Origin of the sequence: Shimia sp. SK013, from assembly GCF_001292625.1 — a bacterium.
Lineage (GTDB): Bacteria > Pseudomonadota > Alphaproteobacteria > Rhodobacterales > Rhodobacteraceae > Shimia.
In genome coordinates, this window is sequence record NZ_LAJH01000009.1 from 787,102 (window position 1) to 813,721 (window position 26,620).

26 protein-coding genes are annotated in these 26,620 nt (G+C 57.0%); 5 read left to right on the forward strand and 21 right to left on the reverse strand.

Going from position 1 to position 26,620, the window contains the following annotated elements; all coding sequences use genetic code 11:
* Nucleotides 1-38 precede the first annotated feature (38 nt).
* From SHIM_RS06430 to SHIM_RS06440, 3 genes are all read right to left on the reverse strand, one after another.
* Nucleotides 39-1,424 carry a sodium:proline symporter gene (locus SHIM_RS06430; RefSeq protein WP_054001736.1) on the reverse strand — a complete coding sequence of 462 codons (1,386 nt, stop codon included), beginning with the start codon at nt 1,422-1,424 and terminating at the stop codon, nt 39-41.
* 95 nt (nt 1,425-1,519) lie between these two features.
* The gene (locus SHIM_RS06435) at nt 1,520-2,638 is read right to left on the reverse strand and encodes a hypothetical protein (protein ID WP_241488802.1); all 1,119 of its coding nucleotides are present in this window, start codon (nt 2,636-2,638) and stop codon (nt 1,520-1,522) included.
* A 47-nt stretch (nt 2,639-2,685) separates the two neighbouring features.
* Entirely contained in the window at nt 2,686-3,465 is a 780-nt protein-coding gene (locus SHIM_RS06440; protein ID WP_054001738.1) for an SDR family oxidoreductase, read from the reverse strand.
* 161 nt (nt 3,466-3,626) lie between these two features.
* On the opposite strand from SHIM_RS06440, the gene SHIM_RS06445 reads away from it, so the two are divergent.
* The 5 genes from SHIM_RS06445 (at nt 3,627) to SHIM_RS06465 (ending at nt 9,656) form a co-directional block, all read left to right on the forward strand.
* The gene (locus tag SHIM_RS06445; protein WP_054001739.1) at nt 3,627-4,649 is read left to right on the forward strand and encodes a Hint domain-containing protein; all 1,023 of its coding nucleotides are present in this window, start codon (nt 3,627-3,629) and stop codon (nt 4,647-4,649) included.
* A gap of 48 nt (nt 4,650-4,697) precedes the next feature.
* On the forward strand, nt 4,698-6,305 hold the full coding sequence (locus SHIM_RS06450) for a peptide chain release factor 3 (RefSeq protein WP_054001740.1): 1,608 nt from the start codon (nt 4,698-4,700) through the stop codon (nt 6,303-6,305).
* Nucleotides 6,306-6,353: 48 nt separating this feature from the next.
* Complete coding sequence (locus SHIM_RS06455; protein WP_054001741.1) at nt 6,354-7,109, forward strand: hypothetical protein; 756 nt, start codon at nt 6,354-6,356, stop codon at nt 7,107-7,109.
* Nucleotides 7,106-8,059, forward strand: a complete 954-nt coding sequence (locus SHIM_RS06460; RefSeq protein ID WP_054001742.1) for a glycosyltransferase family 2 protein — start codon at nt 7,106-7,108, stop codon at nt 8,057-8,059. Before SHIM_RS06455 ends, SHIM_RS06460 begins: the two co-directional genes overlap by 4 nt.
* 172 nt (nt 8,060-8,231) lie before the next feature.
* On the forward strand, nt 8,232-9,656 hold the full coding sequence (locus SHIM_RS06465) for a DEAD/DEAH box helicase (RefSeq protein WP_054001743.1): 1,425 nt from the start codon (nt 8,232-8,234) through the stop codon (nt 9,654-9,656).
* 76 nt (nt 9,657-9,732) lie between these two features.
* Here the strand turns inward: SHIM_RS06465 and SHIM_RS06470 are convergent, their stop codons facing one another.
* The 18 genes from SHIM_RS06470 to nuoF all read right to left on the reverse strand — a co-directional run bounded on the left by SHIM_RS06470 (nt 9,733) and on the right by nuoF (nt 26,619).
* The gene (locus SHIM_RS06470) at nt 9,733-11,397 is read right to left on the reverse strand and encodes a ribonuclease J (protein ID WP_054001744.1); all 1,665 of its coding nucleotides are present in this window, start codon (nt 11,395-11,397) and stop codon (nt 9,733-9,735) included.
* Nucleotides 11,394-12,170, reverse strand: coding sequence for a type III pantothenate kinase (locus SHIM_RS06475; RefSeq protein WP_054001745.1), 777 nt, complete (start codon nt 12,168-12,170; stop codon nt 11,394-11,396). Before SHIM_RS06475 ends, SHIM_RS06470 begins: the two co-directional genes overlap by 4 nt.
* Before the next feature lie 24 nt (nt 12,171-12,194).
* Nucleotides 12,195-12,947, reverse strand: coding sequence for a biotin--[acetyl-CoA-carboxylase] ligase (locus SHIM_RS06480; protein WP_054001746.1), 753 nt, complete (start codon nt 12,945-12,947; stop codon nt 12,195-12,197).
* Between the two features lie 207 nt (nt 12,948-13,154).
* Nucleotides 13,155-14,594: an NADH-quinone oxidoreductase subunit NuoN gene (nuoN, locus tag SHIM_RS06485; protein WP_193749866.1), complete on the reverse strand. Its 1,440-nt coding sequence runs from the start codon at nt 14,592-14,594 to the stop codon at nt 13,155-13,157.
* 14 nt (nt 14,595-14,608) lie between these two features.
* Nucleotides 14,609-16,156, reverse strand: a complete 1,548-nt coding sequence (locus SHIM_RS06490) for an NADH-quinone oxidoreductase subunit M (RefSeq protein ID WP_054001747.1) — start codon at nt 16,154-16,156, stop codon at nt 14,609-14,611.
* Nucleotides 16,156-18,309, reverse strand: coding sequence for an NADH-quinone oxidoreductase subunit L (gene nuoL, locus SHIM_RS06495; protein ID WP_054001748.1), 2,154 nt, complete (start codon nt 18,307-18,309; stop codon nt 16,156-16,158). The genes SHIM_RS06490 and nuoL overlap by 1 nt, the downstream gene beginning before the upstream one ends.
* Before the next feature lie 4 nt (nt 18,310-18,313).
* On the reverse strand, nt 18,314-18,619 hold the full coding sequence (nuoK, locus tag SHIM_RS06500) for an NADH-quinone oxidoreductase subunit NuoK (protein WP_054001749.1): 306 nt from the start codon (nt 18,617-18,619) through the stop codon (nt 18,314-18,316).
* A 106-nt stretch (nt 18,620-18,725) separates the two neighbouring features.
* Nucleotides 18,726-19,334: an NADH-quinone oxidoreductase subunit J gene (locus SHIM_RS06505; RefSeq protein WP_054001750.1), complete on the reverse strand. Its 609-nt coding sequence runs from the start codon at nt 19,332-19,334 to the stop codon at nt 18,726-18,728.
* The gene (locus SHIM_RS06510) at nt 19,331-19,738 is read right to left on the reverse strand and encodes a carboxymuconolactone decarboxylase family protein (RefSeq protein WP_054001751.1); all 408 of its coding nucleotides are present in this window, start codon (nt 19,736-19,738) and stop codon (nt 19,331-19,333) included. The genes SHIM_RS06505 and SHIM_RS06510 overlap by 4 nt, the downstream gene beginning before the upstream one ends.
* Nucleotides 19,735-20,229, reverse strand: coding sequence for an NADH-quinone oxidoreductase subunit NuoI (nuoI, locus tag SHIM_RS06515; RefSeq protein ID WP_054001752.1), 495 nt, complete (start codon nt 20,227-20,229; stop codon nt 19,735-19,737). Before nuoI ends, SHIM_RS06510 begins: the two co-directional genes overlap by 4 nt.
* Before the next feature lies 1 nt (nt 20,230).
* Nucleotides 20,231-21,268 carry an NADH-quinone oxidoreductase subunit NuoH gene (gene nuoH, locus SHIM_RS06520; protein ID WP_054001753.1) on the reverse strand — a complete coding sequence of 346 codons (1,038 nt, stop codon included), beginning with the start codon at nt 21,266-21,268 and terminating at the stop codon, nt 20,231-20,233.
* A 6-nt stretch (nt 21,269-21,274) separates the two neighbouring features.
* Nucleotides 21,275-21,685 (reverse strand): hypothetical protein, encoded by a 411-nt coding sequence (locus tag SHIM_RS06525; protein WP_193749867.1) that lies wholly within the window; start codon nt 21,683-21,685, stop codon nt 21,275-21,277.
* Nucleotides 21,686-21,691: 6 nt separating this feature from the next.
* Complete coding sequence (nuoG, locus tag SHIM_RS06530; protein WP_054001754.1) at nt 21,692-23,704, reverse strand: NADH-quinone oxidoreductase subunit NuoG; 2,013 nt, start codon at nt 23,702-23,704, stop codon at nt 21,692-21,694.
* 3 nt (nt 23,705-23,707) lie between these two features.
* Complete coding sequence (locus tag SHIM_RS06535) at nt 23,708-24,109, reverse strand: DUF5333 domain-containing protein (RefSeq protein WP_054001755.1); 402 nt, start codon at nt 24,107-24,109, stop codon at nt 23,708-23,710.
* Nucleotides 24,110-24,212: 103 nt separating this feature from the next.
* Nucleotides 24,213-24,551: a hypothetical protein gene (locus tag SHIM_RS06540; protein WP_054001756.1), complete on the reverse strand. Its 339-nt coding sequence runs from the start codon at nt 24,549-24,551 to the stop codon at nt 24,213-24,215.
* Complete coding sequence (locus SHIM_RS06545; RefSeq protein WP_054001757.1) at nt 24,548-25,045, reverse strand: DUF3291 domain-containing protein; 498 nt, start codon at nt 25,043-25,045, stop codon at nt 24,548-24,550. Before SHIM_RS06545 ends, SHIM_RS06540 begins: the two co-directional genes overlap by 4 nt.
* Nucleotides 25,038-25,313, reverse strand: coding sequence for a hypothetical protein (locus SHIM_RS06550; protein WP_054001758.1), 276 nt, complete (start codon nt 25,311-25,313; stop codon nt 25,038-25,040). Before SHIM_RS06550 ends, SHIM_RS06545 begins: the two co-directional genes overlap by 8 nt.
* A gap of 10 nt (nt 25,314-25,323) precedes the next feature.
* Entirely contained in the window at nt 25,324-26,619 is a 1,296-nt protein-coding gene (gene nuoF / locus SHIM_RS06555; protein WP_054001759.1) for an NADH-quinone oxidoreductase subunit NuoF, read from the reverse strand.
* Between the last annotated feature and the right edge of the window lies 1 nt (nt 26,620).

A 26,620-nucleotide genomic window follows, 5' to 3' on the forward strand; every position in this document is an offset into this window, starting at 1 on the left:
CGAACCCCGAAAGAAAGCCTCGGGTTTTGCGAGATGTATCAGCCGCCTACGCGTGCATCAACCCTACGCGCGCCTATCAACACCGCGGCAAATCCAACTATGAGCACCACAATACAGATCTGCAGCAACTGTTCGTATTTGTGACCGTCGACCAACACAACGGCCACCATATCGGTTGCGCGAAACATATAGGCCAAAGCCCCCAGCATCGCCGCGGCGAAACTGAGCAAGTAAGACCAAACCGGCACCATACGTTGTGTCACAAGGCCAACGACCAAAACCGGGGTCAAAAACATGGAGGCCGTGCCGGATACTGCCACCGCGTCAAAAAGAGTCTGGTTGCCCCAGAATGTCAGCGCCGCACCGCCCAAGGCAAAAACCAGCATGGCGGCACGGCCACCTGCCAGACTGCGCGGGGCCAGACGAAGTTCCACGACGGCCAGACGTGCTGCTGAGCTCAGCGCTGAGTCCAGCGTGGACAGAGCCGATATCAACAAAGACGCCATCAACGCCACGAACACCCACGACGGAAACATCGTGGCCCAGGTGCCAATGAGTTGGGTGTCATACGCCGCGCCCTCAAGCGCAGCCTGAATGCCAAAAGCGCCAAACGCCGCAATACACAAGGTTGAGATCCAAAATGCATGGAGGAAGCTTTTGCGCGTAGTGTCCGGATCCGCAATAAACCCTCGGTCCATCATCACCGGATCGTGCACCGGATAGGAAAACACCTGCAAAAACGCCACCAACAGCAAGATCCAAGCGTTGTAACCGCCAGCTGAGCCCTGCGCGGTTACGATCGCAGCCAAATCAAATCCGGGGCGCATGATCAAAGCAACAAGCGCCGCGCCAAAAACCAACAGAAAAATCAGCATCTGCATCACGTCTGTGCGCAATGCTGCCGACAGCCCGCCCCATGCGGAATAGGTCAAGGCAACAAGACCTACAACAATGATTGCGCCTTCTTTGGCAAATCCGACTTCAGGAAGAACCGCAGAAAAGATCAACCCAACGACGATCAAGTTGGCAAAGACTTCGGACAAAAGCCGCAGGGCAATCACCGAATTGTAGCATGCAGTCCCGACGGCGCCGAACCGTGCGCTTAGCCAGTCCTGAACCGACATAGCGCCACTTTCGCACAGCCGTCCAACAATGAAACCACCGGTCAAAAAAGAACCATAGTAGGCGGCGTATGCCAATACGCCCGCAAACCCATAATAAAAGCCGAGGATAGCCGCGTTCATCAACGAGCGCGCAAAAATCCACGTCGTTACTTGGCTGAAAACCAATGTCCACAGACCAGGCTGAACGCCTTTATCGCTGCGGCCGTCAAAAAAGCCATCCAACGTGGCGCGGCGTGGTGCAGCTAAAAAGCTGCCTAGCAAAATCAGCGCGAAAATCGCGACGATGGCGGTGGCTTGCATGTGAGTTTCCCAGTCAGCTGCGTTTCAAGACGGCCTAACAAACTCACTTGTCTCCCAACAGAGGAGGCACAGAAACGTGATTAGTTGTCAGAGATTTACGTCGGGTTCATCAAGTCAAACGAGATCTCTCCAAGCGTCTTTCCGTTGACTTGCACCGCGACACTGTGCGGTCCGGGATGCAGTTTAAAGGTGGTCGCATTGCCTTTGAGCGGATGGCGCTTACTCATCACAAGCCTACCACCTGCCGGCACCTTGCTCTGTTTGAGTTTAAACACCTTCTGCCCGCCGCGCCCGTTTGGGCGATGAAAGCGTATCTCGTAGTCGACCAAGACCGGCACATCCGTTTCACTGTCGGTCGTCAGCTCAATTTCTAAGGTGAGCGCCTCTCCGATAACCACACGTTTTGATGCCAAAGACAACCGCGCCAACCGTACAGGCGCATCCGCGAGAAAGCCGAGCAACGCAAGCGAGTCCACATCGCCGACCTTGACCGCTGTCCGCAACGCATGGCGGGTCATCCAATCCATCTCTTTGGTGGCCTGAAGATTGCCGTTCTGCCATTTTCGCAACCTGCGAGTCACAGCGTCTGGCGCAATTTTTGAGATATCATTCAAATGGTTGGCGACCGATCTTGTCACGTACCTCGTGGGGTCGGCGTGCAATTTGTCTAACAACTGCAACGGTACAAGCGGGTCAATATCAACCTTTTTGGCCCACGGAAGTTTTGGCCTTGTGCCTTCGCTAACAAGGCGGCGAACGTGATAGTTTTGATCACCCGCCCAGGTATCCAGTATCGCCAAAGTTTCTTCCGGCCACCGGTTCAGAAATGGCCGGATGTAGAACTCCATCGAAAACCGCCTGGTCGCCGCGTGCAAAAGGTAAAAACACCGGTTTCGATGGGTCTCCAAACCATGTCGAACCGCCAGAATTCCGGGAACGGCGTGAATGAAGCGTCCAAAATCATCGTCCGCCAACGACGGATCCAACTCCGAGGGCATCGCCGCCTCCAGCTGATCCGCCATGACGTCGAAGTCCGGCGAAAGGCGTGTCTCGACACAATCGGCAATCCAGTCCAATCGCTCCAGCAACTCGCGCCCTTCTAGACCTGCCACCACTTCGGCATGAAAGGCGTCGGCGTCAAAGCCATCAATTCCACGGCCGTACTCCTGCGCCAGATCACGCAAAGACTCCGCGTTAAACAACTGGTCTTTCAAGGAAAATCCCTGTGACACGCCAACACCTCTCGCCAAAGTTACACCCTTTACATTGTCGAGTTCACGCCACCGCCATCAAGCAGCACGTTTTGGCCAACAATAAAGCCCGCATGTTGGGAGCAAAGAAAGGCACAAGTGGCACCGAATTCTTCGGCCGTGCCATAGCGGCCTGCAGGGATAGATGCGCAACGGTTGGCTTTGGCCTCGTCCATAGAAATGCCTTGCTGCGAGGAAACGGCTGTATCCAAAGATACCGCGCGATCTGTGGCATGAATGCCGGGCAACAAGTTGTTGATGGTGACGCCTGAGCCCGCAACCTGACGCGATGTGCCCGCGACATATCCTGTCAAACCGGCCCGCGCAGAGTTGGAGAGACCAAGAACCGCAATTGGCGCCTTTACCGACTGGCTGGTGATATTCACCACACGTCCCCAGCCCCGATCCATCATGGCTGGAACCAGCGCTTTGATCAGGGTGATGGGTGTCAGCATATTGGCATCCAAAGCCGCAATGAAATCATCGCGATCCCAGTCGGTCCACATACCGGGAGGCGGTCCACCTGCGTTATTGACCAGAATATCAACGCCTTGCGCCGCTTTTATCAACGCCGCCTGCCCTTCAGGTGTGGACACGTCCTGCGCCACAGTTACCACATCCACGCCGAACTCGTCGCGAATGGCGCTTGCTGACGCTTCAAGCGCTTCAGCACCGCGTGCATTCATGATCAAATCGACACCCTCGGCGGCCAATGCGCGCGCGCAGCCAAGCCCAAGTCCCCTGGAAGACGCGCAAACCAACGCATGTTTGCCCTTTAGACCCATATCCATTTTGATTCTCCCCTTTGAATTTCGCACAGCAAATACACATTTGTGGGCATATGCCAGTATAATGCCGAGACGCGGGCGTGCTCCCGCCACAATTCTTTGTTAAGCAACTCGCAATGATGTCGCGCTAGTTTGCCGGCCGACCACCAGCCAAGGTAAAACGAATGACCCAACTGTCTCACGACACCGCTCTGCCTTCGCAGCGCCTGCCCGTCTATCGGGCACAAACGCTTGTCGTGAGCGACGGTGCCAATCTTGGCGATTCTCTGTCGTTCTCCGAGGAGTTGGTCCCCGACGACATTTACACTTTGTCCGCCCATGCGGAACAGGAAAGCTTATCGCTTCGCACGAACATTGAAGGCGAGCATTTTGTTGCCTCGGACAGCTCTCTGGGGACAATGGGCGCCCGCGTCTTTCTTGATTGTGTTGCCACGTTTATGCCACCCAGCGGTGACACCATCGAGGTGCTTGTTTTGGTCGAAGTTGACGAGGACGGGGGGGTCGTGGACATCTATGGTGCCCCGCTCGCACCACTGACGCCGAAAACGGATTACGCACTTGTTGGGTTTGACCGAGACTCCGCCGCAACAAGGTTGGCTCAACTGGCCTGTGTCAGCTTTACGGCCGGCACCCGCATAACTCTGGCGTCTGGTGAACAGCGCCTGATCCAAGAGGTTCAGGTTGGTGACCGCGTTTTGACCCGCGACGCCGGACCGCAGCCCGTGCGCTGGATTGGACATTCCGTTCAGCGTGCTTCCGGAGAATTCGCGCCGATTGTGATCACTGCGGGTACTTTGAACAATACTGATGATCTGCGGGTCAGCCCAGATCACCGACTGTTCATATATCAACGCGAAGACCGTCTTGGCGTCGGCCGGTCCGAGCTTTTGATAAAAGCGCGGCATCTGGTCAACGACACCACCGTTTATGTGCAAGAAGGCGGCTTCGTTGACTACTACCAGATCATGTTCGGCACCCACCAAATCATCTTTGCCGAAGGTATATCGGCAGAAACCATGCAAATCGACACCCGCACACAGTCCGTGCTGCCACCAGACGTCAAGGATCAAGTCAACGTCAGTGGTGGCGATGGTCGCGGCACACCGCAATCACAGTTTGAAGTGCATGAAAGCCTGCTTAAGCGGCCAGATGCGGCGGCCCTTTTGAAACGCGCCTCTTCAAAGTAGCACCGCTTTTTCTTGCGATCCGGCGCCGCGCGACCTATACGCGCGGGCATGTTGGACACGACCACAAACCGCCCCGAGCTTCCGCCCGAAATTGCCTGCCGCCGGACTTTTGCGATCATCTCGCACCCGGACGCAGGTAAAACAACGCTGACGGAAAAATTCCTCCTGTATGGCGGCGCCATTCAGATGGCCGGTCAGGTGCGTGCCAAAGGAGAAGCGCGTCGCACTCGGTCAGACTTTATGCAAATGGAGAAGGACCGCGGCATTTCGGTTTCTGCATCTGCAATGTCTTTTGATTTCAATAACTTTCGTTTTAATCTTGTGGACACGCCGGGCCACAGTGACTTCTCGGAAGACACATATCGCACGCTGACCGCAGTCGACGCCGCAGTCATGGTGATTGATGGCGCCAAAGGGGTCGAAAGCCAGACGCAAAAGCTATTTGAAGTCTGCCGCCTGCGCGACCTACCCATCCTGACTTTCTGTAACAAGATGGACCGAGAAAGCCGCGACACCTTTGATATCATCGACGAAATACAAGAAAACCTCGCCATTGACGTGTCACCTGCCAGCTGGCCGATTGGTGTAGGGCGCGAATTCATGGGCTGCTATGACATGCTCAATGATCGTCTTGAGTTGATGGACCGCGCGGACCGCAACGTCGTGGCCGAAAGCGTTCAAATCGACGGGTTGGAAGATCCGCGACTGGATGACCTGATCCCGGCGGAGCTTTTGGAAAAGCTGCGCGAAGAGGTCGAGATGGCACGAGAATTGCTGCCTAAAATTGATCCTCAATCCGTGCTCGAAGGGCACATGACGCCCATTTGGTTTGGGTCCGCGATCAATTCCTTTGGCGTCAAAGAGTTGATGGATGGCATCGGTGTGTACGGGCCGGAACCACAAATCCAAACAGCCCTGCCCCGCAAGATCGCACCCGAGGAGAAAAAAGTCACAGGCTTTGTTTTCAAAGTGCAGGCCAATATGGATCCCAAGCACCGCGACCGCGTGGCGTTTGTCCGCATGGCGTCCGGTCACTTCAAACGTGGCATGAAACTTACGCATGTGCGCACCAAAAAGCCGATGGCGATCTCTAACCCGGTGCTGTTTCTTGCATCTGACCGTGAGTTGGCGGAAGAAGCTTGGGCTGGGGACATCATCGGCATTCCGAACCATGGGCAATTGCGGATTGGCGACACGTTGACCGAAGGCGAAGCGCTACGTGTCACTGGCATTCCGAGCTTTGCACCAGAGCTGCTGCAGGGGATCCGCGCGGGTGATCCACTCAAGGCCAAGCACCTCGAAAAGGCACTGATGCAATTTGCCGAAGAAGGTGCCGCCAAGGTGTTCAAACCGATGATCGGCTCTGGCTTTATTGTGGGCGTTGTTGGGCAGTTGCAATTTGAAGTTCTCGCCAGTCGCATTGAAATGGAATACGGCCTGCCGGTGCGCTTTGAACAAAGCCAGTTCACCTCCGCCCGTTGGGTAAACGGCGAGCGCCAAGCCGTTGAAAAGTTTGCTGATACCAATAAGCAGCACATCAGCTATGACCACGACGGTGATGTTGTGTTTCTGACCCGCCTTCAATGGGATATCGACAGGGTCGCGCGCGACTATCCAGATGTAACCCTGACCGCGACTAAGGAAATGATGGTCTAGACCAATCTGTAATTGCACGGGCTGCGCTGCCCGTGCAATCTTGCCGCCATGAATGATCCGCGCCTTACGTACCCCGACGGGCTGAAAGCCATGATGGACCGCTATGAAGGGCGCCGAGATCCGTTTGATTTTGGCCCGGAAACCCTGCCCCCAATCACGACTGACCTAGATGCGTTGTGCGTCAAAACAGTTACACCCGCAGATACGTCTCGTCAGCCTGGCGAACCAAACACCTCTTGGTCTCGCAAACGCTGGCAGATTGCCGAAGAGTTTGTCGGCAACTCCCACCTCGCCTTTCTGAACGCACAGTTGATTTCCAACCTGCGTAAACGGACACAGCCGGATCAAACCGCGGCACTTTTTGTAAGGATTTGGACAGAACAGAGCGAGCATTTGATCGACGCGCTGAATTTGCGTTGGAAGGTCTCCTCGGTTCAAACCTTTGCTGATCATGGAACAACCGCTATCCAGCGTGAAGTGGGACAGGCATTGCGCATGCTGTTTGGCGTGATGAAGCTTTATGAGTTTGAACGCAGCTTCAGTGGCCTGTCACCTGACCAAGCTCATAACCTGGGTAAACGCAACAAGTCCCGCTTACCGCTCGACATGGAACCAATGTCACTGGCCACCGGTGGACTGGATATCAACTTGCTTGCCCCCGTTTGGGATTTGGCGCTGCAAGATCCCGCAATTGCCCCCTTGGCGGCGCACCTGATGGATACGCTCAACGCCGAAGACACAGGCGTGTTTCGCCGCCTCGAAAAAATGCGTCAGAAACGCCTACGCCGGATGGCCGCCAAATGAACCGATGGGGTGTGGTGTCCACCATTAAGGCACCTTCTGACGACATCCTTGCGTTTGTTGCACACTACCTCGACATCGGGGCCGCCCATCTGTGGATTTACCTTGACGACGACGCGCCAGAAGCCATGGCCGCGCTTAAGGCGCACCCACAAGTCAGCGTCACCCGCACCCGCAAGGCGTACTGGCAAAATAGGCTCGGCAAGCGCCCACCGATGCACCAGCACCGCCAGACCTTTAACGCAGAACACGCCTATGATCGTTCCAATGGCGTGGTGGACTGGCTGTTGCACTGTGATGTTGACGAATTTTTGTGGCCTCAAACTTCGGTCACGACGCTCTTGGAGGCTGCGCCTAAAACCTGTCTCGTTGCCCGCGTCCGCCCTTCAGAGGCGCTGTCATCAGAAGGCCTATCAGAAACAGACCCTACGCTGACATGGTTCAAAGCCTTCATTCCAAGCTGGAAGCAACGTCGGGAAATTGTTGCTGAGATTTACCCGACCTTTGGCGACTTCATAAAAGGCGGGTTTCTTAGCCATGTCGCGGGTAAAATCTTCATTCGTACCGGCCAACCGGACATGCGAATCCGCATCCACAACGCCGTTCAAAACGACGTAAACAACCCCGGTCAGATCGAACTCGACGGCGCAGAGCTGCTGCATGTCCACACCACCGGCTGGAGTCATTGGTCCGAAGTCTTCGCCTACCGGCACCACAAAGGGTCTTATCGCGCTGATCTGGGTGCCGCGCGGCCTAAAGATCAAGGCGGCATGAACCTTCATGAGTTGTTTGGTCATTTGGCGCAAGAGCCGGACGGGTTGCGCGCCTTCTTTGAGGAAGTTTGCCTCGCCACGCCGGAACTGCGCGCCAGACTTGAATCGCACGGCATGCTGCGCAGCTATCGCCTTGATTTGGAAGCCAAACGGCAAAAACATTTCCCGAACAATCGGTGAATTGTTGCCTATTTGGAAACACACGACACACAACAACGCCGTTTTGTTGACGCTTGCCGCCTCCTGATATACAAGGCGCCATGGATCGATACGCCAACAGTGCGCGGGGCCGTCCGGGCCTGATCCAAAACAGCCGGTACGGGCCCAAAGTGTCCGTAAATTACGGATACACATGACAAAATTTTCTGACCTAAACCTCAACCCGAAGGTGCTGAAAGCGATCAGCGACGCCGGATACGAAACGCCAACTCCGATTCAGGCAGGGGCGATTCCCCCGGCTCTTGAGGGTCGCGACGTATTGGGCATCGCCCAAACCGGCACTGGCAAAACGGCATCCTTTACCTTGCCCATGCTTTCTCTGCTGGCCCGAGGCCGCGCCCGCGCACGAATGCCGCGCAGCCTTGTGCTCTGCCCTACCCGCGAACTCGCGGCGCAGGTTGCCGAGAACTTTGATTCATATTCCAAATACCTGAAGCTTACCAAAGCGCTGTTGATCGGCGGCGTAAGTTTCAGAGAGCAAGAGGCCATCATCGACAAAGGCGTCGATGTTCTGATTGCCACGCCCGGCAGGCTTCTGGATCACTTCGAGCGCGGCAAGCTTATTTTGTCTGACGTGAAACTTATGGTCGTAGACGAAGCCGACCGCATGCTGGACATGGGCTTTATCCCCGATATTGAACGCATTTTTGGTCTGACCCCGTTTACACGTCAGACGTTGTTTTTCTCCGCCACGATGGCACCTGAAATTGAGCGTATCACCAACACCTTCCTGTCCAATCCCGACCGCATCGAAGTGGCCCGTCAGGCGACCGCGTCGGAGACTATCGAACAGGGTGTGGTAATGTTCAAAGCCAGCCGTCGCGATCGCGAAGGCAGCGAAAAACGCAAAGTTCTTCGGGCAATTCTGGACAACGAAGGCGAAACTTGCACCAACGCAATTGTCTTCTGCAATCGCAAGACAGAAGTCGATATCACTTCGAAATCGCTCAAGAAATACGGCTATGACGCGGCAGCGATTCACGGCGACCTAGACCAGTCTCAGCGCACCCGGACATTGGATTCGTTCCGTAACGGTGAACTGCGTATTCTTGTGGCCTCCGATGTGGCTGCCCGCGGTCTTGACGTGCCAAGCGTCAGCCACGTGTTCAATTTTGACGTTCCGGGACACGCCGAAGACTATGTGCACCGGATCGGTCGTACCGGTCGAGCTGGCCGCGAAGGCAAAGCCTTTACCATCTGCACACCTCGTGACGAAAAGGCTTTTGATGCCATCGAAGCGCTGATCCAGAAGCAGATCACCCGCGTTGACAACCCAATCCAATCAGAGCCGCGCAAGTCGTCCAGATCCAAGCCCAAAGAAGAGGCACAGGTTGAGGTTCAAGACATCAAGCCCGAACCTCAAGCGAAGACAGAACGCCCTGCAGCGCCTGAACGGGTAGAAAAACCTGTACGTAGCGAAGAGCCGCGCAACAAACCATCCCGGTCCCGGGGGGGGCGTGGTCGTAATGACCGTCGCGACGACAACAAAGTTGTCGGCATGGGCGACCACATGCCCAGCTTTATTGCCCTAAGCTTTGACGAGCGCCGCACGGGCTGAGGTCAAACTCATCGAAAAAAAAGGGGATCGCAAAGCGGTCCCCTTTTTTGTTTTCCGGTTCGGAAATGAATGACCGTCAGCTCAAGCGGCTGATGATCACCGTGACTTCCGGTCGTTTTCCGATTTCATCGCGGGCTGTGTTGCGTGCAATGCGGCGTAGTTCGTTTTCCAGCTTGTCATCATCACGCAGGGTCTTTGCTCCTGCGCGACCAAGGAACTGCGTTAGATCCTCTTCAAGTACATCCACCATCGGTGCTTTAGAGCGGCCCATCTCAGACACACCTTTGACTTCAACCCAAGCTTCCCCAAGCGGTTCGTCATCTTCATCCAGCAACACGTTCACCGTCACATGACCGTTCATTGCCATACGCAAACGATCCCGGACAATCCCGTCCATCGCACCGATTTGCACCGCGCCATCCAGATAGACCCGCCCAGTTTCCACATAGCCTGTGACCGAGGGCTGTTCGCCGGTCAGGTCCAGCATGGTGCCATTGACGGCCACGATCGACGCGCGACCGGCTTGGTTTGCCAGTTTGGCGTGCTCGCGCAAATGGCGGTGTTCGCCGTGGTTCGGGATAACCATCACAGGGTTTACGACGTCATGCAGCCGCAACAGGTCTGGGCGGTTCGCGTGTCCGGACACATGGTATTTGCCGGAACTGTCATCGACCACATCCACACCCATCTCAGAAAGCTGGTTGATGATGCGGATCACGCCACGTTCATTGCCGGGAATGGTTTTCGAACTGAAAAGGAAAAGATCGCCTTCTTTCAGGGTGATACCGTTGTATTTGCCTCTTGCAAGCTGAGCGCTCGCGGCGCGATGTTCACCTTGTGAGCCAGTCACCAAAAGCATCAGGTGCTCGCGCGGAATGCTGGCGGCATCCTCGGGGCTGATTACTTTGGGGAAATCGGTCAACACACCCGTTGTGATAGACGCCTCGACCATGCGGCGCATCGCGCGCCCCATCAGGCAGATCGACCGCCCTGCCCGCTGCCCTGCCTCTGCCAGAGTTTTCACGCGGGCAACGTTGGAAGCAAATGTCGTGGCCACCACCATATTTGGCGCTGCCGCCACAAGCGCTTCGATCTCGGGACCAACACTGGCCTCGGAGCGGCCTTCTTGAGGGGAAAAGACGTTGGTACTGTCACAAATCAGGGCTTTGACACCATCCTTGCAGACTTCTTTCCAAAGCTCTGGCTCAAAGGCTTCGCCGACCAACGGTGTTTCATCCAGTTTGAAATCGCCGGAGTGGATCACACGTCCGGCGGGGCTGTCGATTACCAACGCAGCGCTTTCGGGGATCGAGTGACTAATTGGCAGGAAGCCAACATTGAATGGTCCCGCCTCCGTCATCTCAGGCCAAGCCGATACTGTGCGCACAACATCTTCAGGCTGACCACGGTCAGCCATTTTGTGCCGTGCGAGATGGGCTGTAAAGGCCCGAGCGTACACAGGAACGCCCAACTTCTCCCAATAGTGCCCTATGGCGCCGATGTGGTCTTCGTGGCCGTGGGTGATAAACACAGCCTCCAGCCGGTCCTTGTTTTTCTCCAGCCAACTGATGTCAGCGAAAATCAAATCCACGCCGGGGCTGGATTCCATATCGGAAAACGCCACGCCGATGTCCACGAGGATCAGACGCTCCTTTTCCTTTGGGCCGTAACCGTAGACGTAGGCGTTCATGCCAATTTCGCCAGAGCCGCCCAAAGGCAGATAAATCAAGCGGTCGCTCATGCGCCCTGCTCCTTATTATAATCATGAATCACGGTCAGGCCGTGCATCGTCAAGTCATCTTCGATGGTGTCAAACAGGTGTTCGCCCTGTTCAAAAAGAGGCGCCAATCCGCCGGTTCCCACCACCTTCATCGGGGCGCCGAACTCTGCTTTGATACGCGAAATGATGCCCTCAATCAGTCCAGTGTACCCCCAGAACACACCGGACTGGATGCACCCTACCGTATTGGTACCAATTACTTTTTCCGGCTGAGAGATGTCAACATGCGGCAAGGCAGCCGCACCGGAATGCAGAGCTTCCAAACTGAGGTTCACACCGGGCGCGATCACACCGCCAACGTAAGCGCCGTCCTCGGCAACTACGTCAAAGTTGGTAGCCGTGCCAAAATCGACCACAACCACATTTCCGCCGTGACGGTCGAAGGCTGCGACAGCATTGGCAAGTCGGTCCGGACCGGGCTGCGTGCCTTGGTCGACGCGGGGCGTGACAGGCAGCTTGCATTCCGGTTTACCAATGACCAAAGGACGGCAATTGAAAAACCGATCCGCAAAAACACGCAGGTTGAAAACAACGCGCGGCACAGTTGACGAAATGATCACATCGGTGATGTCGGTCTTGATGCCATAGTGGTTGATAAGCGTTGAGTACCACGTGAAATAGGCGTCCGCCGTGCGGGCGTGATGAGTCGAAGTCCTTAGAGTGCAAAGGAATTTTTCACCATCCCAGACCGAAAAGACGGTGTTAGTGTTGCCGCAGTCGATGGCCAGAAGCATAGGCGGTGATCCCTCTGAGGGTGGTCAAAAAAAGATGTCGGCTGCGGGAATAGCCACGCGGCCTTTTGCGGTGTTCAACACCAGATTGCCCTGCGAGTCCACCGTCTCAAACGTTCCGGTCGTTTCGTCACGGGTGGTGCGGGCCGTGATCACCTCGCCCAAACGGGCAGCGCGGGCCAACCATGCGGTGCGAATTGGGGCAAATCCATAGGTGACAAATTGCGTTTCCCAATGGGCATAGGCCTCGGCCAGCAGATCGAGGAAGGTTTCCGGATCCACGTTGGCACCGGTTTCGGACAACAGAGACACAGGGCGCGTTGCACCTGTCTCAACACTCTCCGCGCCGGGTGCATGCTGCAAATTCACGCCTATCCCAATCGCGATGTGGCTGACACTTCCGCCAGAAAAGCCTGCGCTTTCCAACAATATACCCGCCACCTTGCCGCCATTGAGCAGCACGTCATTGGGCCATTTGAGGGTCAATCCATCAACGCGGCCGGTTGCCTGCACAAAGGCGTCAAACAACGCCAGCGAGGACACGAACGAGCGCAGTGCCACCTGATCAGGCGCCTCGATTGGGCGCATCACAAGTGTAGCGGCGAAGTTGCCAACCGGATCGTTCCACGCTCTGCCGCGGCGTCCCCGGCCAGCGGTTTGGCGCAGGCCCAAGATCCATTCAGGACCAGCGAGACCGCCTGCAATGCGCGCGGCTTCGGCGTTGGTGCTGTCCACCTCGGCCAGCACGCGGCGGCCGTATCCTTGGGGCCATGTGGTCATGGGGTAAGCTTTCTCGGGGTCACTAGCATCATCGAGCGGTTTTAGACTCCCCCGCCGACGATCGCCAGTATTTGGCCAAAAATAAGAGTCTGCAACGCGTCGGTATCCCGTCTGTATCGCGACGGTGTCATTTTTCAGGGGTCAAAAGCAAACGGCGCGCCTGAGAACAAGCGCGCCGTTTGCGATTTCGATAAGCTCAGAGCCGGTTCATTTCACCAGAGCCATGGACGCTGCTTGCGCGGCTCCTTCGATACCAAAAAGGTTCACGATCCCCAGCAGCATCATCGCGGCGGAGACCACAAGGAAGACATGCAACACAGGCGCGCGGTTTTTGTCCAGGTCGTCATTCTCTTCGCCAAAATACATGTAGTAGACGATGCGCAGGTAATAGAAGGCACCGATCACCGAAGCGATCACACCCATTACCGCCAACCACGCAAGGCCCGCATCATAGGCCGCGCGCAAAACGTAGAACTTGCCAAAGAAACCCACCAGCGGCGGAACACCGGCCAGCGAGAACATCAGCAGAAGGACTGCCAGCGCTTTGACTGGATCGCGTTTAGAGAACATGTTGAGCGAAGTGATGTCGACAACCGGCTGGCCGTCTTTTTCCATCGACAGGATAAAGGCGAATGTGCCGATGTTCATTGTGACGTAGATCGCCATGTAAACCAGCATCGCCTCGACACCAAAGGCGGTGCCTGCTGCGAGGCCCATCAGCGCGTAGCCCATATGGGCAATCGAGGAATAGGCCATCAGACGTTTGATGTTGGTTTGACCAATCGCGGCCACCGCACCAAGGAACATCGACAGCACCGACAGCAGCGCCAAAATCTGTTGCCAGTCGCCAACCACACCGCCAAAGGCATCGTGTAGAACGCGAGCAAACAGCCCCATCGCGGCAATCTTGGGCGCCGTGGCAAAGAAGGCGGTGATCGGGGTCGGTGCGCCTTCGTAGACGTCTGGTGTCCACATGTGGAACGGCACGGCGGAGACTTTGAACGCCAGACCGGCAGTTACAAATGTCAGACCAAACAGCAGGCCAAGCGGGGTCTGGCCATGGCCAGCCGCTTCGATGATGCCCGCGAACTTGGTGGTGCCGGCAAAGCCATAGACCAGCGAGGCGCCGTAAAGCAGAAGACCCGAGCTGAGCGCACCTAGCACGAAATACTTCATGCCTGCCTCAGTAGATTTGACGCTGTCGCGGCGCATGGACGCCACCACATAAAGCGCGAGGGATTGTAGCTCGAGGCCCATGTAGAGCGCCATCAGATCGCCTGCGGAGACCATCATCATCATGCCAACAACGGCAAGCGTCACCAGAATAGGGTATTCAAAGCGCAACATGCCGCGTCGTTGCATGTAGTCCTGCCCCATCACGAGAACCGCCGCTGCCGACAGCAGGATCGCCACCTTGGCGAACCGCGAGAACGCGTCGTCCATGAACATGCCGTCAAAGGCGGCATTGGACCCGTCGCCCGACATGCCGATCCACACGCCGATGAGCACAAAGGCGGCAGCCGTCAGCCAAGTCAGCATCGGGGCGATCTTGTCTTTGCCGGTGTAGACCGCAGCGACAAGCGCCACCATCGCGTATACCGACAGCAGGATCTCCGGCAGGATAGTATTCAGATCAGCCTGGATCATGTCTCAAGCTCTCCTTAATGCGAGACCGTCTGGCCGGCGGCAGAAGCGCCGTGGTCCAGTGCGGTTTGATAATTGGATACGAGGTTTTCTACCGAAGGTCCGATGATGTCGAGCACCAGCCAGGGCGCGACGCCGAGGATCAAGGTCATGGCCACGAGCGGTGCAAAGATCCACTTTTCGCGGGCGGTCATGTCGCTGATGGTTTTGAGGCTTTCCTTGATCAGGTCGCCCAGCACCACGCGGCGATAGAGCCACAGGGCATACGCCGCCGAAAGGATCACACCAGAAGTTGCGACCAGCGCCACCCAGGTGTTGACCTTGAAGATGCCGACAAGGGTCAGGAATTCGCCAACAAAGCCAGAGGTGCCCGGCAGACCGACGTTGGCCATGGTGAAGAACATAAAGATCAGCGCATAGGCTGGCATGCGGTTCACGAGACCACCGTAGGCATCAATCTCGCGGGTGTGCATGCGGTCATAGATCACGCCGACGCAAAGGAAGAGCGCGCCGGAGATAAAGCCGTGGCTGATCATCTGGAAGATCGCACCGTCGATGCCTTGTTGATTGGCTGCAAAGATACCCATGGTCACGTAGCCCATGTGGGCGACCGAACTGTAGGCGATCAGTTTCTTCATGTCTTCCTGAACCAGCGCCACCAGCGAGGTGTAGACAATCGCGATGGCACTCATCCACAGGATAAGCGGTGTCACGACGTCCGCCCCAATTGGGAACATCGGCAAGCTGAAGCGCAGGAAGCCGTAGCCGCCCATCTTGAGCAGGATCGCTGCCAGAACGACAGAACCGGCCGTCGGTGCCTGAACGTGCGCGTCGGGCAACCAGGTGTGCACGGGCCACATCGGCATTTTCACCGCGAAAGAGGCAAAGAAGGCGAGGAACATCAGCGTTTGCATGCCACCGACTACGGTGATGCCAAGCACCGACATGGTTTCGGAACCAAAGTTGAATTCCGATAGTGCAACGATGTCTGTGGTGCCCGCTTGGCTGTACATCGCCACCATCGCCACCAGCATCAGCACGGAGCCGAGCAACGTGTAGAGGAAGAACTTGAAGCTGGCGTAGATGCGGTTTTTGCCGCCCCAGATGCCAATGATCAGGAACATCGGGATCAGGCCTGCTTCAAAGAACATGTAAAACAGGATTAGATCCAGCGCCATGAACACGCCAAGCATCAGCGTTTCCAAAAGCAGGAAGGCGATCATGTATTCCTTGACGCGATGGGTGACGTCCCAGCTGGACCAGATCACCAAAGGCATCATGAAAGTTGTGAGCATGACAAACAGGATGGAAATGCCGTCGACACCCATCTTGTATTTCAGACCCATCAGCCACGTGGTGTCTTCGACAAACTGCATGCCCGTGTCTGATGGATCAAATCCGGCCAACACAAAGAGAGACACCAAGAAGGTGATGCTGGTTGTCGACAGTGCAACCCATTTTGCGTTGCGGTTCGCTGCTGCGTCATCGCCGCGCAAGAAGACCGCGAGGATCACTGCCGCCCCTGTCGGGATGAAAGTCAGGAGTGTAAGGAGAAGTCCGTTCATCAGTGCGCTCCTCCGCTGAGCGTCATCCAAGTGATCAGGGCCACGATGCCGAGCACCATGGCGAGTGCGTATGTGAAGATGTAACCGGACTGCGCCTTGCCTGCGAGGCGGGTTGCCCAAGGGATGAAGCCCATGGCGATGCCGTTGAGAGTCCCGTCAATTACGTTGCCGTCGCCGCGCTTCCAAAGGAAACGGCCGATGGCGCTGGCTGGACGCACAAAGACCACGTCGTAGAGTTCGTCAAAGTACCACTTGTTGAGCAGGAACAGGTAGAGCGGACGCTGGCTTGCAGCCAGTTTGGCGGGCATCGACGGGTTCCAGATGTAGAACCAAAGCGCCGTCAGAAGACCGATAACCATCGCAACAAAGGGGCTGACCTTGACCCATGTCGGGGCATGGTGCGCGTCGTCCATGACGTGGTTGTCCGGATGCATGAAGATCGCGCCTTTAGGAGCCTCGCCATGATGGGCAGCAGCGATGACCGCGTGGGCCGGATCGTCGTGCATCGCAGTATGGTCGTCGCCGTGATCATCCGCTTTTGCGTTGTCATCTGCGTGGCTGTCATCAGCGTGATCGTCACTGTGATCATCGCCGTGACCTTCGCTGGCCTCAGCGTGATGATCAGGGATGCCGAAGAACTTGTTCACGCTGGCATGGTCACCAAAGAAGCCGTTGTACCAGATCATACCCGCAAAGATCGCGCCAAGCGCCAGTGCGCCCAGTGGCACCAGCATAATGGTCGGGCTCTCGTGCGCGTGGTCGTGCGTGTGCTTGTTGCCGCGCGGGGTGCCGTAGAACGTCAGGAAGATCAGGCGCCAGCTGTAGAAGCTAGTGAACAAGGCAGCCACAACCAACATCCAGAAGCCATAGCCGCCCATGGTGCCAGCCCAAGCGCTTTCGATGATGGCGTCCTTAGAGAGGAAGCCTGCGAAACCGATGTGCGTGAGCGGGATGCCAACGCCAGTGATGGCCAAGGTGCCGATCATCATGGCGCCAAAGGTATACGGGATCTTCTTACGCAGACCGCCGTAGTTCCGCATGTCTTGTTCGTGGTGCATCGCGTGGATCACCGAGCCTGCGCCAAGGAAGAGCATCGCTTTGAAGAAGGCGTGCGTGAAGAGGTGGAACATGGCGGCCGAGTAGACACCAACGCCAGCGGCCACGAACATGTAGCCAAGCTGGGACATGGTTGAGTAGGCAATCACGCGTTTGATGTCGTTTTGCACAAGACCGATGGTCGCCGCCACAAAGGCGGTCGAGGCCCCGATGAAGACCACAAACGACATGGCTTCGGGAGCATATTCCATCAGCGGCGACATGCGGCAAACAAGGAACACACCTGCGGTCACCATGGTCGCGGCGTGGATCAGCGCCGACACAGGAGTCGGGCCTTCCATCGCGTCGGGAAGCCATGTGTGCAGAAAGAGCTGCGCCGATTTGCCCATCGCGCCGACAAACAGCAGGAAGGCAATTAGGTTGGCCGCGTTCCAGTCGCGCCACAAGAAGGTTATGTTGGTTTCTGCAATCGCCGGCGCTGCTGCAAAGATCGTGTCAAACTGAATGCTGTCGGTCAGCATAAAGAGTGCGAAGATACCCAGAGCAAAGCCGAAGTCGCCCACACGGTTGACCACAAACGCCTTGATCGCGGCGGCGTTGGCGGAGGGTTTCTTGTAGTAAAAACCGATCAGAAGATAAGAGGCGACGCCCACGCCTTCCCAGCCAAAGAACATCTGCACAAGGTTGTCAGATGTCACCAGCATTAGCATGGCGAAGGTGAAGAAAGACAGATAGGCAAAGAAGCGCGCTTTGTAGTGCTCGCCCTCGCCCCAATGTTCGTCATGCGCCATGTAGCCAAAGCTGTAGAGGTGAACGAGGGCGGAGACCGACGTCACAACGATCAACATCGTGGTGGTCAAGCGATCGACACGGATCGACCAGGACGTGTCCAAGTGACCCGATTGGATAAAGGTCATGATGTGCACAGCCTCGTCCAGCTGCGCGCCGCGCAGGAACACGATCCAGCTGAGCAAACAGGCGAGGAACAGAAGCGAGGTGGTCACAACCTGCGCCGCCTTCTCGCCGATCATGCGCCAGCCGAAGCCAGCGATGAGGGCGCCGATCAGAGGCGCAAACAGGATAGTCTTGAAGATCATCTGATCAGCCTTTCATCACATTGACATCTTCGACCGCGATCGAGCCACGGTTGCGGAAGAAGGACACAAGGATCGCAAGGCCGATGGCGGCCTCGGCTGCGGCCACTGTCAGCACGAAGAGCGTGAAGACCTGCCCGACGAGATCGCCCAGAAAGCTTGAGAAAGCCACCAGATTGATGTTGACCGAAAGCAGGATGAGTTCGATCGACATCAACAGGATGATGATGTTCTTCCGGTTCAGGAAGAGGCCGAAGATGCCGATGACGAACAACGTCGCCGCCACGCCCAGGTAATGTTCAAGTCCAATCATAACGTCCCTCAGGGTTGCCCCATTCGTCTTTCATTTGTCGTGCCCCGATTTTGGTGGGGCTTTCTTGGTTCGTGTCCCGCGGATCATGTCCGGGGCGGAGAGAGGTTTAGAGCCCCTGCCCCGGTTTTACATCTTTAAGTTCCATGGCGTCTTTTGGATCACGCCACATCTGGTGCAGCACGTTCTGGCGCTTGACGTCTTTGCGGTGGCGCAGGGTCAGCACAATCGCCCCGATCATCGCAACCAGCAGGATCAGACCGGCCAGTTGGAAGAGCAGGAAGTATTGATCATACAGGATCAGACCCAGCGCCGCCGTGTTGTGGGTGTCGGTTGGCGTGACAGCCGCGCGGGCCGCTTCGGCGCCGTCGGCGAATTGCCACACACCAAGGGCCATGCCCAGTTGCATCAACAGCACCACGCCGATCAGCAACGCCAGCGGCAGGTATTGCGCCATGCCGGCCTTAAGCTCGGCAAAGTCCACATCCAGCATCATCACCACAAAGAGGAACAGCACCGCGACCGCGCCGACGTAGACGATAATCAGAAGCATCGCGACAAATTCCGCGCCCAAAAGCACAAACAGCCCTGCTGAGCTGAGGAAGGCCAGAATAAGCCAGAGCACCGAGTGCACCGGATTGCGGCTAACGACGGTGAAAAACCCGCCTGCGATCACGCAGATCGAAAACAACCAAAATGCCAAAGCTGCGATGGTCATGTTTCATTTCCCTCTTGTTCCGCAAGCACCTCTTGCACCAATTCCATGGCGCGGGTGGTGGCGGGAATACCGGCGAACATCGACATCTGGCCGATGGTCTCCACAATTTCCTGTTTCGTGGCCCCTGTTTCCGTCAGGTGACGGACGGTGAGCCGGATTTGCGCATCTGCCTGCGCGCCCAGCATGGTGAGCGCCCCAAGGGTCAGCAGCAGGCGGGTCTTGGCATCAAGGCCGCCGGGGTTCATCGTGTTGCCGAAGAACATTTCCATGATGTCCTTGGGCATGGTTGGCCAAAGCGCCTCAAACCCTTTGGGCGTGAAGGATTCCAGCGCAGGGTTGAAGGCTTTGGCCATGTCCTGATACTGGGCGAACATCGCCTGATATGGGTTTTTGGGATCGGTCATCGGTACGGCGCATCCAGTTCTAGGTTCTTGGCAATTTCCGCTTCCCAGCGTTCGCCATTCTCAAGCAGTTTTGCCTTGTCATAGAACAGCTCTTCGCGGGTTTCGGTGGCGAACTCGAAATTCGGGCCTTCGACAATGGCGTCCACCGGGCAGGCTTCTTCGCAGAAGCCGCAGTAGATGCATTTGGTCATGTCGATGTCATAGCGCGTGGTGCGGCGCGAGCCGTCTTCGCGGGGTTCCGCGTCGATGGTGATCGCCTGTGCAGGGCAGATCGCTTCGCAGAGTTTGCAAGCAATGCAGCGTTCTTCGCCGTTGGGATAGCGGCGCAGTGCATGCTCGCCGCGAAAACGCGGGCTGAGCGGGCCTTTTTCATGCGGATAGTTCAACGTAACTTTGGGTTTGAAGAAATACTTCATGCCCAATCTAAAGCCGCCAAAGAAATCCTTTAGCAGGAAGTAGCCGGCGGCGCGTTTGTAGTCGATTGCCGTCATATCAGCCTCCTATGGCCCAGCGGGCATAAGCGCCGCCAAGAATTTCGAATTTTGCGAGGAACGCCACCAAAACAACCCAGAACAGCGACATGGGCAGGAAGACTTTCCAACCGATGCGCATCAACTGATCGTAGCGGAAGCGCGGGGTGATCGCCTTGACCATCGAGAAGATGAAGAAGACGAAGCAGATTTTCAGAAGCATCCAGCCGATGCCGTCTGGCAGACCCGGAATGGGCGACAGCCAGCCACCAAGGAACAGCAGCGACACCAGCGCACACATCAGCACGATGGCAACATATTCGCCGATCATAAACAGCAGGAACGGTGTCGAGCTGTACTCCACCTGATAGCCCGCCACCAGTTCGCTTTCCGCTTCTGGAAGATCAAACGGTGGGCGGTTGGTTTCGGCCATGGCCGAGATCAGGAACAGGAACAGCATCGGGAAGTGCGGCAGCCAATACCAGCTGAAGATGCCATAACGGCCATCTTGGGCAGCAACGATGTCGCCAAAGTTCATAGACCCGGTCGAGATGATGATGCCGATGATGATCAGGCCCAGCGAGACCTCGTATGAGATCATCTGCGCGGCGGAGCGCAGCGAGCCAAGGAAGGGGTATTTGGAGTTGGACGCCCAGCCCCCCATGATCACGCCGTAAACCTCAAGCGAGCTGACGGCCATCACGTAAAGGATCGCCACGTTGATATCAGACACCACCCAACCGTCGTTGAACGGGATCACCGCCCAAGCGATCAGCGCCATACAGAGCGTGATCATCGGCGCCAGCAGGAAGACCACTTTGTCTGCGCCCGCCGGATAGACGATTTCCTTCACCGCGTATTTGATGAAATCCGCGAAGCTTTGCAGCAGGCCAAAAACGCCCACGACATTGGGGCCGCGCCGCAGCTGCACGGCTGCCCAGATCTTGCGGTCGGCGTAAAGCAGGAACGCCAGCGCCACCAGCAAGGGAACAACGACCAGCAGGACCTGACCAAGCACGATCAGCAATGTCCCGAGGTTTGTGTCAAAGAAATTCGTCATGAGTCCTCACACCGTCGGTATGCTATTGTCTTCGCAGTCGGCCACGATGACCTCTGCGTCAATTGTCTTGAGCCCTTTGGGAAGGGCAGCCGAGATCACGTAGACGGCGTCACCGTTCCAGACCTCGCTTGATTTGTTGGTTGTCGTGCGGACATGGCGGGCAAAGCCAAAACCACGGATCAGCGTATATTGTGCAGCGGCGCATTCCGCATAGCGGTGCACGTCCTTTTCGCTGCGCGCGCCCCGCATGGCAACGTGAAAGTTCACCAGATCACCCTCAAGCAGACGGGTGTCCACGCCCTGATAGTCGGGCGAAAACACCACATCCCGCGCCACAGACTCGGGGGTCTGCGGATCACAGGCCGCCAGCCCGAAGGCCGCGACGCTGAGAGCGAGGATATGAGGGCGAAACGTCACTCTGGTCTACTCCGCCGCGATCTTTTTGCTGTTGCGCGTTTTGGCATTGGCAGAAAGTTCCGCCATCACGGCACTCGCACGTGCAATTGGATTGGTCAGATAAAAGTCGCCAACCGCGTTGGCAAAGGCGCCTTTGCCAAGCTCTTTGGCGTCCAATAGTTGCCAGCCGTTGTCGATCACCTGATCGACTTTGGCGAGATGCGGCACCTCGGCCACCAGCGCCTGACGCAATTGCGCGAGGCTGTCATAGGCCAGCGTAGCGCCAAGTTCGGCGCTCAAAGCACGCAGAATGGCCCAGTTTTCCTTGGCTTCCCCAGGTGCAAAGCCCGCGCGCATCGCCAGTTGCGGACGCCCTTCGGTATTTACAAACAGGCCGTTTTCCTCAGTGTAGGCCGCCGCTGGCAGGATCACGTCCGCACGGTGCGCACCGCGGTCGCCGTGGCTGCCTTGATAAATCACAAAAGGACCCTCAGCGATGTCGACCTCATCCGCGCCAAGGTTGAAGACCACTTCGGCCCCCTCAAGTGCGCTGTCCATGCCGCCTTCGGTCACGGCGCCAACATCCATCGCACCGACGCGGCTGGCTGCTGTGTGCAGCACCATCATCTTGCCGCCAAGCTTTTCAGCCAACGCCATCGCCTTGCCCAAAACAGCCACGCCGTCACCTTCCGTAAGCGCACCCTGCCCCACGATCACGAGCGCGTTCTCGGTGGGCTGCGCTTCGTCAACGGCTTTGTTGAGCATCAGACGCCCCGGACCCATGAAGGTAAAATCATAGGTCAGGTCCATGAACTTCGGACCCACGGCCACAACGTCTGCACCTTTGGTCCAAGCCTTGCGGATACGGGCGTTCAACACCGGTGCCTCAAGGCGTGGATTGGAGCCGATCAAGTAGATTTTCTTAGCGGTATCAATGTCTTCGATCGCGGCATTGCCGACGTAGGCCGAGCGGTTGTCGGCAGGCAGCACCGCGCCGTTGGTGCGGCATTCAATTGTGCCTTCGAGGCCGTCCACGATCTGTTTGAGAGCAAAGGTGGCCTCGGTCGGGACCAGATCGCCCACAAGTGCGGCAAGCTTTTTGCCTTTCATCGCACCGGCGGCGGCGGCAAGTGCCTCGCCCCATGTGGCGGGTTTGAGCTTGCCATCAACACGTACATATGGCGTGTCCAGTCGTTGCCGACGCAGGCCGTCCCAAACAAAACGGGTCTTGTCGGAAATCCATTCTTCGTTCACGCCGTCATGGTTGCGCGGCAGGATGCGCATCACTTCGCGCCCCTTGGTATCCACGCGGATGTTGGCGCCAAGCCCGTCCATAACGTCGATGGTTTCGGTCTTGGTCAGCTCCCACGGACGCGCGGTGAAGCTGTAAGGCTTGGAGGTCAGCGCACCGACGGGGCACAGATCAATGATGTTGCCTTGCAGGTTGGTGTCGAGCGTTTCGTTCAGATAGCTGGTGATTTCCGCATCTTCGCCGCGACCTGTTTGGCCCATCTGGGTGATGCCAGCAACCTCGGAGGTAAAGCGCACGCAACGGGTGCAGCTGATACAGCGAGTCATCGCCGTGCCAACAAGCGGGCCGAGGTCGAGATCATCAACCGCGCGCTTGGGTTCACGGAAGCGGGAGAAATCCACGCCGTATGCCACAGCCTGATCCTGAAGATCGCATTCGCCACCCTGATCGCAGATCGGGCAATCCAGCGGGTGGTTGATCAGCATGAACTCCATCACGCCTTCGCGGGCCTTTTTGACCATAGGAGAGTTGGTTTTCACCACAGGAGGCTGGCCTTCGGGGCCGGGGCGCAAATCGCGCACCTGCATCGCGCAGGAGGCGGCGGGTTTCGGCGGTCCACCGACAACCTCAACCAGACACATGCGGCAGTTGCCAGCAATGGACAGTCGTTCGTGATAGCAGAAGCGTGGAATTTCCACGCCCGCCTCTTCGCAGGCCTGAATGAGGGTCATAGCGCCCTCTACTTCGACCTCGGTCTCGTCGATGATGATCTTGCGTAGGTCAGACATCGCCTATTTCGCCCTCAAATACGCGCCGATCGCGCTGTTTCGTTCGATTTCCGCGTGCCCGAAGGTGCAGAAGGTTTCAGGGGCATCATAAGTGACCCCCTTGCTCGCCAGAAAAGCCTCGCCGCGCTTGCGCATGCGGGCCTTTTCCTCATCGGAGCGGATGTAGGTTTTGATTTCGTCGCGGCTGTAGCCCAGCGAACGGGCTTGGTTGGCCAGCGACCAAAGATCGCCAACGGCTTTCATGGTGCGGGCGTTAATGCTGTCGCACTGCTCGGAAATCTCATATGCTAGCACGCCCCAAAAGATCTGGTCGTCGATCTCGGAGACCTCGCGCAGTGGCGGGTTCGCCCAAGCGGTTGCGGCGGAAAGTGACAAACCCAGCGTCATGGATGTCAGGCGTTTCATGCAGGTTCTCCTTTTGCGCACGCGGGAGACTTACCCGCACAGCTTGGGGAGACCTGATGGCCACCTGATAGGCAATAACAGCCGGGATATGCAGCGGACATGATCATGTCGGGCGACAAATCCCTTCGAGACGCAAAGTGTCGTCAACTGGCACCACGGCCTCGTTGTCGGGCCCAACGATCCATTCGATGCGAGAAGTGCCATATTCGGCGATGCAATAGCGGGTTCCGGCGTAGCGACCCGCTTCGCGCGCTGCTGCGAGATCTTGGTTCGCCCGTTTCACGATCGATTCAAAGCGGTCGCGCTGCTCTTTGGAGACTTTGTCAGCTTTGGATTGGAAGTATATTCCATTGAAGGCGAACTGGTCGTCTTTGTTGCGGTTGATGCAGGCGGTAAGCGCCAGAGCCGCACAGGTAAGAAGGATTAGTGGTCGGGCCATCATTTTGCGGCATCCTCCGTGCTTGATTGCGTCCGCCAGAGCGGCGCGTCTTTCAGGTCTTTCCAGCCAAACGCCCGCTCGGACGGGCCATTGCCGCGCAGGTCGTCAAGCCGTGCAAGCGCCTCATCCAAAGTGGGCTCATGGCCCTCAGGCACCCACCACATCACCAGATGCATCTCCCCCAGAACTTCAAACCACTCCGCGCGGCGGTCAAAGAACTGTTTGTGCACGGTGTTGAAGACAAAGGTATCAAGGCTTTGCACATCTTCCCAGACGGTCAGATTGGAGATGTATTGTGGATCATTTGCAATGGCGCTTTCGGTGTTGCCGGTACCCGGCTCTCCGGAGCCTTCCATCATCCACACAAAGCCCGGCATGCGTTTGCCAAGCCCGTTGATGCGGTCGAGGTTGTCCATGAACTCAGCCACGCGCGGATCATCTGTCGGCGCGATGAGGCGCGCGACGTTGAGTTCTGCGAGGTGGTAACGATCAGTCATGACTCGCCACCTTTTTGGAAACAGACTTTGTAAGGGCAAAAAGAACGAGCATCACCACAACGAAAAGGGCGCTGCTCAACACTTCAGAATTTCCAACAAATGCCGGTTGCAAATAGATCCACGCAGTCGCCAGAGGCGCGATACATATTGCGACTACCAAGATGGCTGCTTTTTTTACGGACCATCCATTTGCCCGCGCAAGAACAAACACTGATGCAAAGAAAAGCACCAGTGCTGCAAATGAGAGGTATGAGGCGAGTCCTTGCATAAGCTCAGTCTTACTCCGCAGCCATGGCGCCCATGCGCCCGGTTTTGTTTGCCTTGATGCGATCTTCGATTTCCTCACGGAAGTTCTTGATCAAACCCTGAATAGGCCAAGCGGCCGCGTCGCCGAGCGCGCAGATGGTGTGGCCCTCGACCTGTTTGGTCACGTCAAACAGCATGTCGATCTCTTCAATCTCGGCCTCGCCGCGCACCAGTCGGTCCATGACGCGCATCATCCAGCCGGTGCCTTCGCGACATGGCGTACACTGGCCACAGCTTTCGTGTTTGTAGAATTTCGACAACCGCCAGATCGCTTTGATGATGTCGGTCTGTTTGTCCATCACGATGACCGCCGCGGTACCAAGCGAGCTGCCGACCTCGCGCAGGGCGTCAAAATCCATAACCGCGTCGCGCATATTTTCGCCACGCACACATGGCACCGAAGACCCACCGGGGATCACGGCCAAAAGATTGTCCCAGCCGCCGCGAATGCCGCCACAATGTTTCTCGATCAACTCTTCAAAAGAGATCGACATTTCTTCTTCGACAACGCACGGCGTATTCACGTGACCTGAGATGCCAAAAATCTTGGTGCCGGCGTTGTTAGGGCGGCCAAAGCCTGCGAACCATTCCGGCCCACGGCGCAAGATGGTGGGCACAACGGCGATCGATTCCACGTTGTTCACCGTGGTCGGGCAGCCATAGAGACCCGCGCCCGCCGGAAACGGCGGCTTCATGCGCGGCATACCTTTTTTGCCCTCAAGGCTTTCGATCAGCGCGGTTTCTTCGCCGCAGATATAAGCCCCTGCCCCATGGTTCAGGAACAGATCGAAATCCCAGCCGGAGCCAGCCGCGTTTTTGCCCAAAAGACCGGCGTCATAACATTCGTCAATCGCGGCCTGCAGCGCTTCGCGCTCGCGGATATATTCACCGCGAATGTAGATATAGGACGTGTGCGCGTTCATCGCGAAGGACGCAATCAAGGCCCCTTCGATCAGCGTGTGCGGATCGTGGCGCATGATTTCGCGGTCTTTACAGGTGCCCGGCTCGGATTCATCGGCGTTGATGACCAGATAGGCCGGACGCCCGTCGCTTTCCTTGGGCATAAAGGACCATTTCAACCCTGTCGGGAAGCCCGCGCCGCCGCGGCCACGCAAACCGGAGGCCTTCATCCGTTCGATGATGGTCTCCCGCCCCGCCTGGATAAGCTTGGCGGTGCCGTCCCAGTGGCCACGTGCCTTTGCCCCTGCCAGCGTGCGGTCATGCATGCCGTAGAGGTTGGTAAAGATACGGTCCTGATCTTTGAGCATC

Coding starts and splice junctions, on each gene's coding strand:
- SHIM_RS06430 (WP_054001736.1), bottom strand. CDS start 1,424: ATGCAAGCCACCGCCATCGTCGCGATTTTCGCGCTGATTTTGCTAGGC.
- SHIM_RS06440 (WP_054001738.1), bottom strand. CDS start 3,465: ATGGATATGGGTCTAAAGGGCAAACATGCGTTGGTTTGCGCGTCTTCC.
- SHIM_RS06445 (WP_054001739.1), top strand. CDS start 3,627: ATGACCCAACTGTCTCACGACACCGCTCTGCCTTCGCAGCGCCTGCCC.
- SHIM_RS06450 (WP_054001740.1), top strand. CDS start 4,698: ATGTTGGACACGACCACAAACCGCCCCGAGCTTCCGCCCGAAATTGCC.
- SHIM_RS06455 (WP_054001741.1), top strand. CDS start 6,354: ATGAATGATCCGCGCCTTACGTACCCCGACGGGCTGAAAGCCATGATG.
- SHIM_RS06460 (WP_054001742.1), top strand. CDS start 7,106: ATGAACCGATGGGGTGTGGTGTCCACCATTAAGGCACCTTCTGACGAC.
- SHIM_RS06465 (WP_054001743.1), top strand. CDS start 8,232: ATGACAAAATTTTCTGACCTAAACCTCAACCCGAAGGTGCTGAAAGCG.
- SHIM_RS06470 (WP_054001744.1), bottom strand. CDS start 11,397: ATGAGCGACCGCTTGATTTATCTGCCTTTGGGCGGCTCTGGCGAAATT.
- SHIM_RS06475 (WP_054001745.1), bottom strand. CDS start 12,170: ATGCTTCTGGCCATCGACTGCGGCAACACTAACACCGTCTTTTCGGTC.
- SHIM_RS06480 (WP_054001746.1), bottom strand. CDS start 12,947: ATGACCACATGGCCCCAAGGATACGGCCGCCGCGTGCTGGCCGAGGTG.
- nuoN (WP_193749866.1), bottom strand. CDS start 14,594: ATGATCCAGGCTGATCTGAATACTATCCTGCCGGAGATCCTGCTGTCG.
- SHIM_RS06490 (WP_054001747.1), bottom strand. CDS start 16,156: ATGAACGGACTTCTCCTTACACTCCTGACTTTCATCCCGACAGGGGCG.
- nuoL (WP_054001748.1), bottom strand. CDS start 18,309: ATGATCTTCAAGACTATCCTGTTTGCGCCTCTGATCGGCGCCCTCATC.
- nuoK (WP_054001749.1), bottom strand. CDS start 18,619: ATGATTGGACTTGAACATTACCTGGGCGTGGCGGCGACGTTGTTCGTC.
- SHIM_RS06505 (WP_054001750.1), bottom strand. CDS start 19,334: ATGACCATCGCAGCTTTGGCATTTTGGTTGTTTTCGATCTGCGTGATC.
- SHIM_RS06510 (WP_054001751.1), bottom strand. CDS start 19,738: ATGACCGATCCCAAAAACCCATATCAGGCGATGTTCGCCCAGTATCAG.
- nuoI (WP_054001752.1), bottom strand. CDS start 20,229: ATGACGGCAATCGACTACAAACGCGCCGCCGGCTACTTCCTGCTAAAG.
- nuoH (WP_054001753.1), bottom strand. CDS start 21,268: ATGACGAATTTCTTTGACACAAACCTCGGGACATTGCTGATCGTGCTT.
- nuoG (WP_054001754.1), bottom strand. CDS start 23,704: ATGTCTGACCTACGCAAGATCATCATCGACGAGACCGAGGTCGAAGTA.
- SHIM_RS06535 (WP_054001755.1), bottom strand. CDS start 24,109: ATGAAACGCCTGACATCCATGACGCTGGGTTTGTCACTTTCCGCCGCA.
- SHIM_RS06540 (WP_054001756.1), bottom strand. CDS start 24,551: ATGATGGCCCGACCACTAATCCTTCTTACCTGTGCGGCTCTGGCGCTT.
- SHIM_RS06545 (WP_054001757.1), bottom strand. CDS start 25,045: ATGACTGATCGTTACCACCTCGCAGAACTCAACGTCGCGCGCCTCATC.
- SHIM_RS06550 (WP_054001758.1), bottom strand. CDS start 25,313: ATGCAAGGACTCGCCTCATACCTCTCATTTGCAGCACTGGTGCTTTTC.
- nuoF (WP_054001759.1), bottom strand. CDS start 26,619: ATGCTCAAAGATCAGGACCGTATCTTTACCAACCTCTACGGCATGCAT.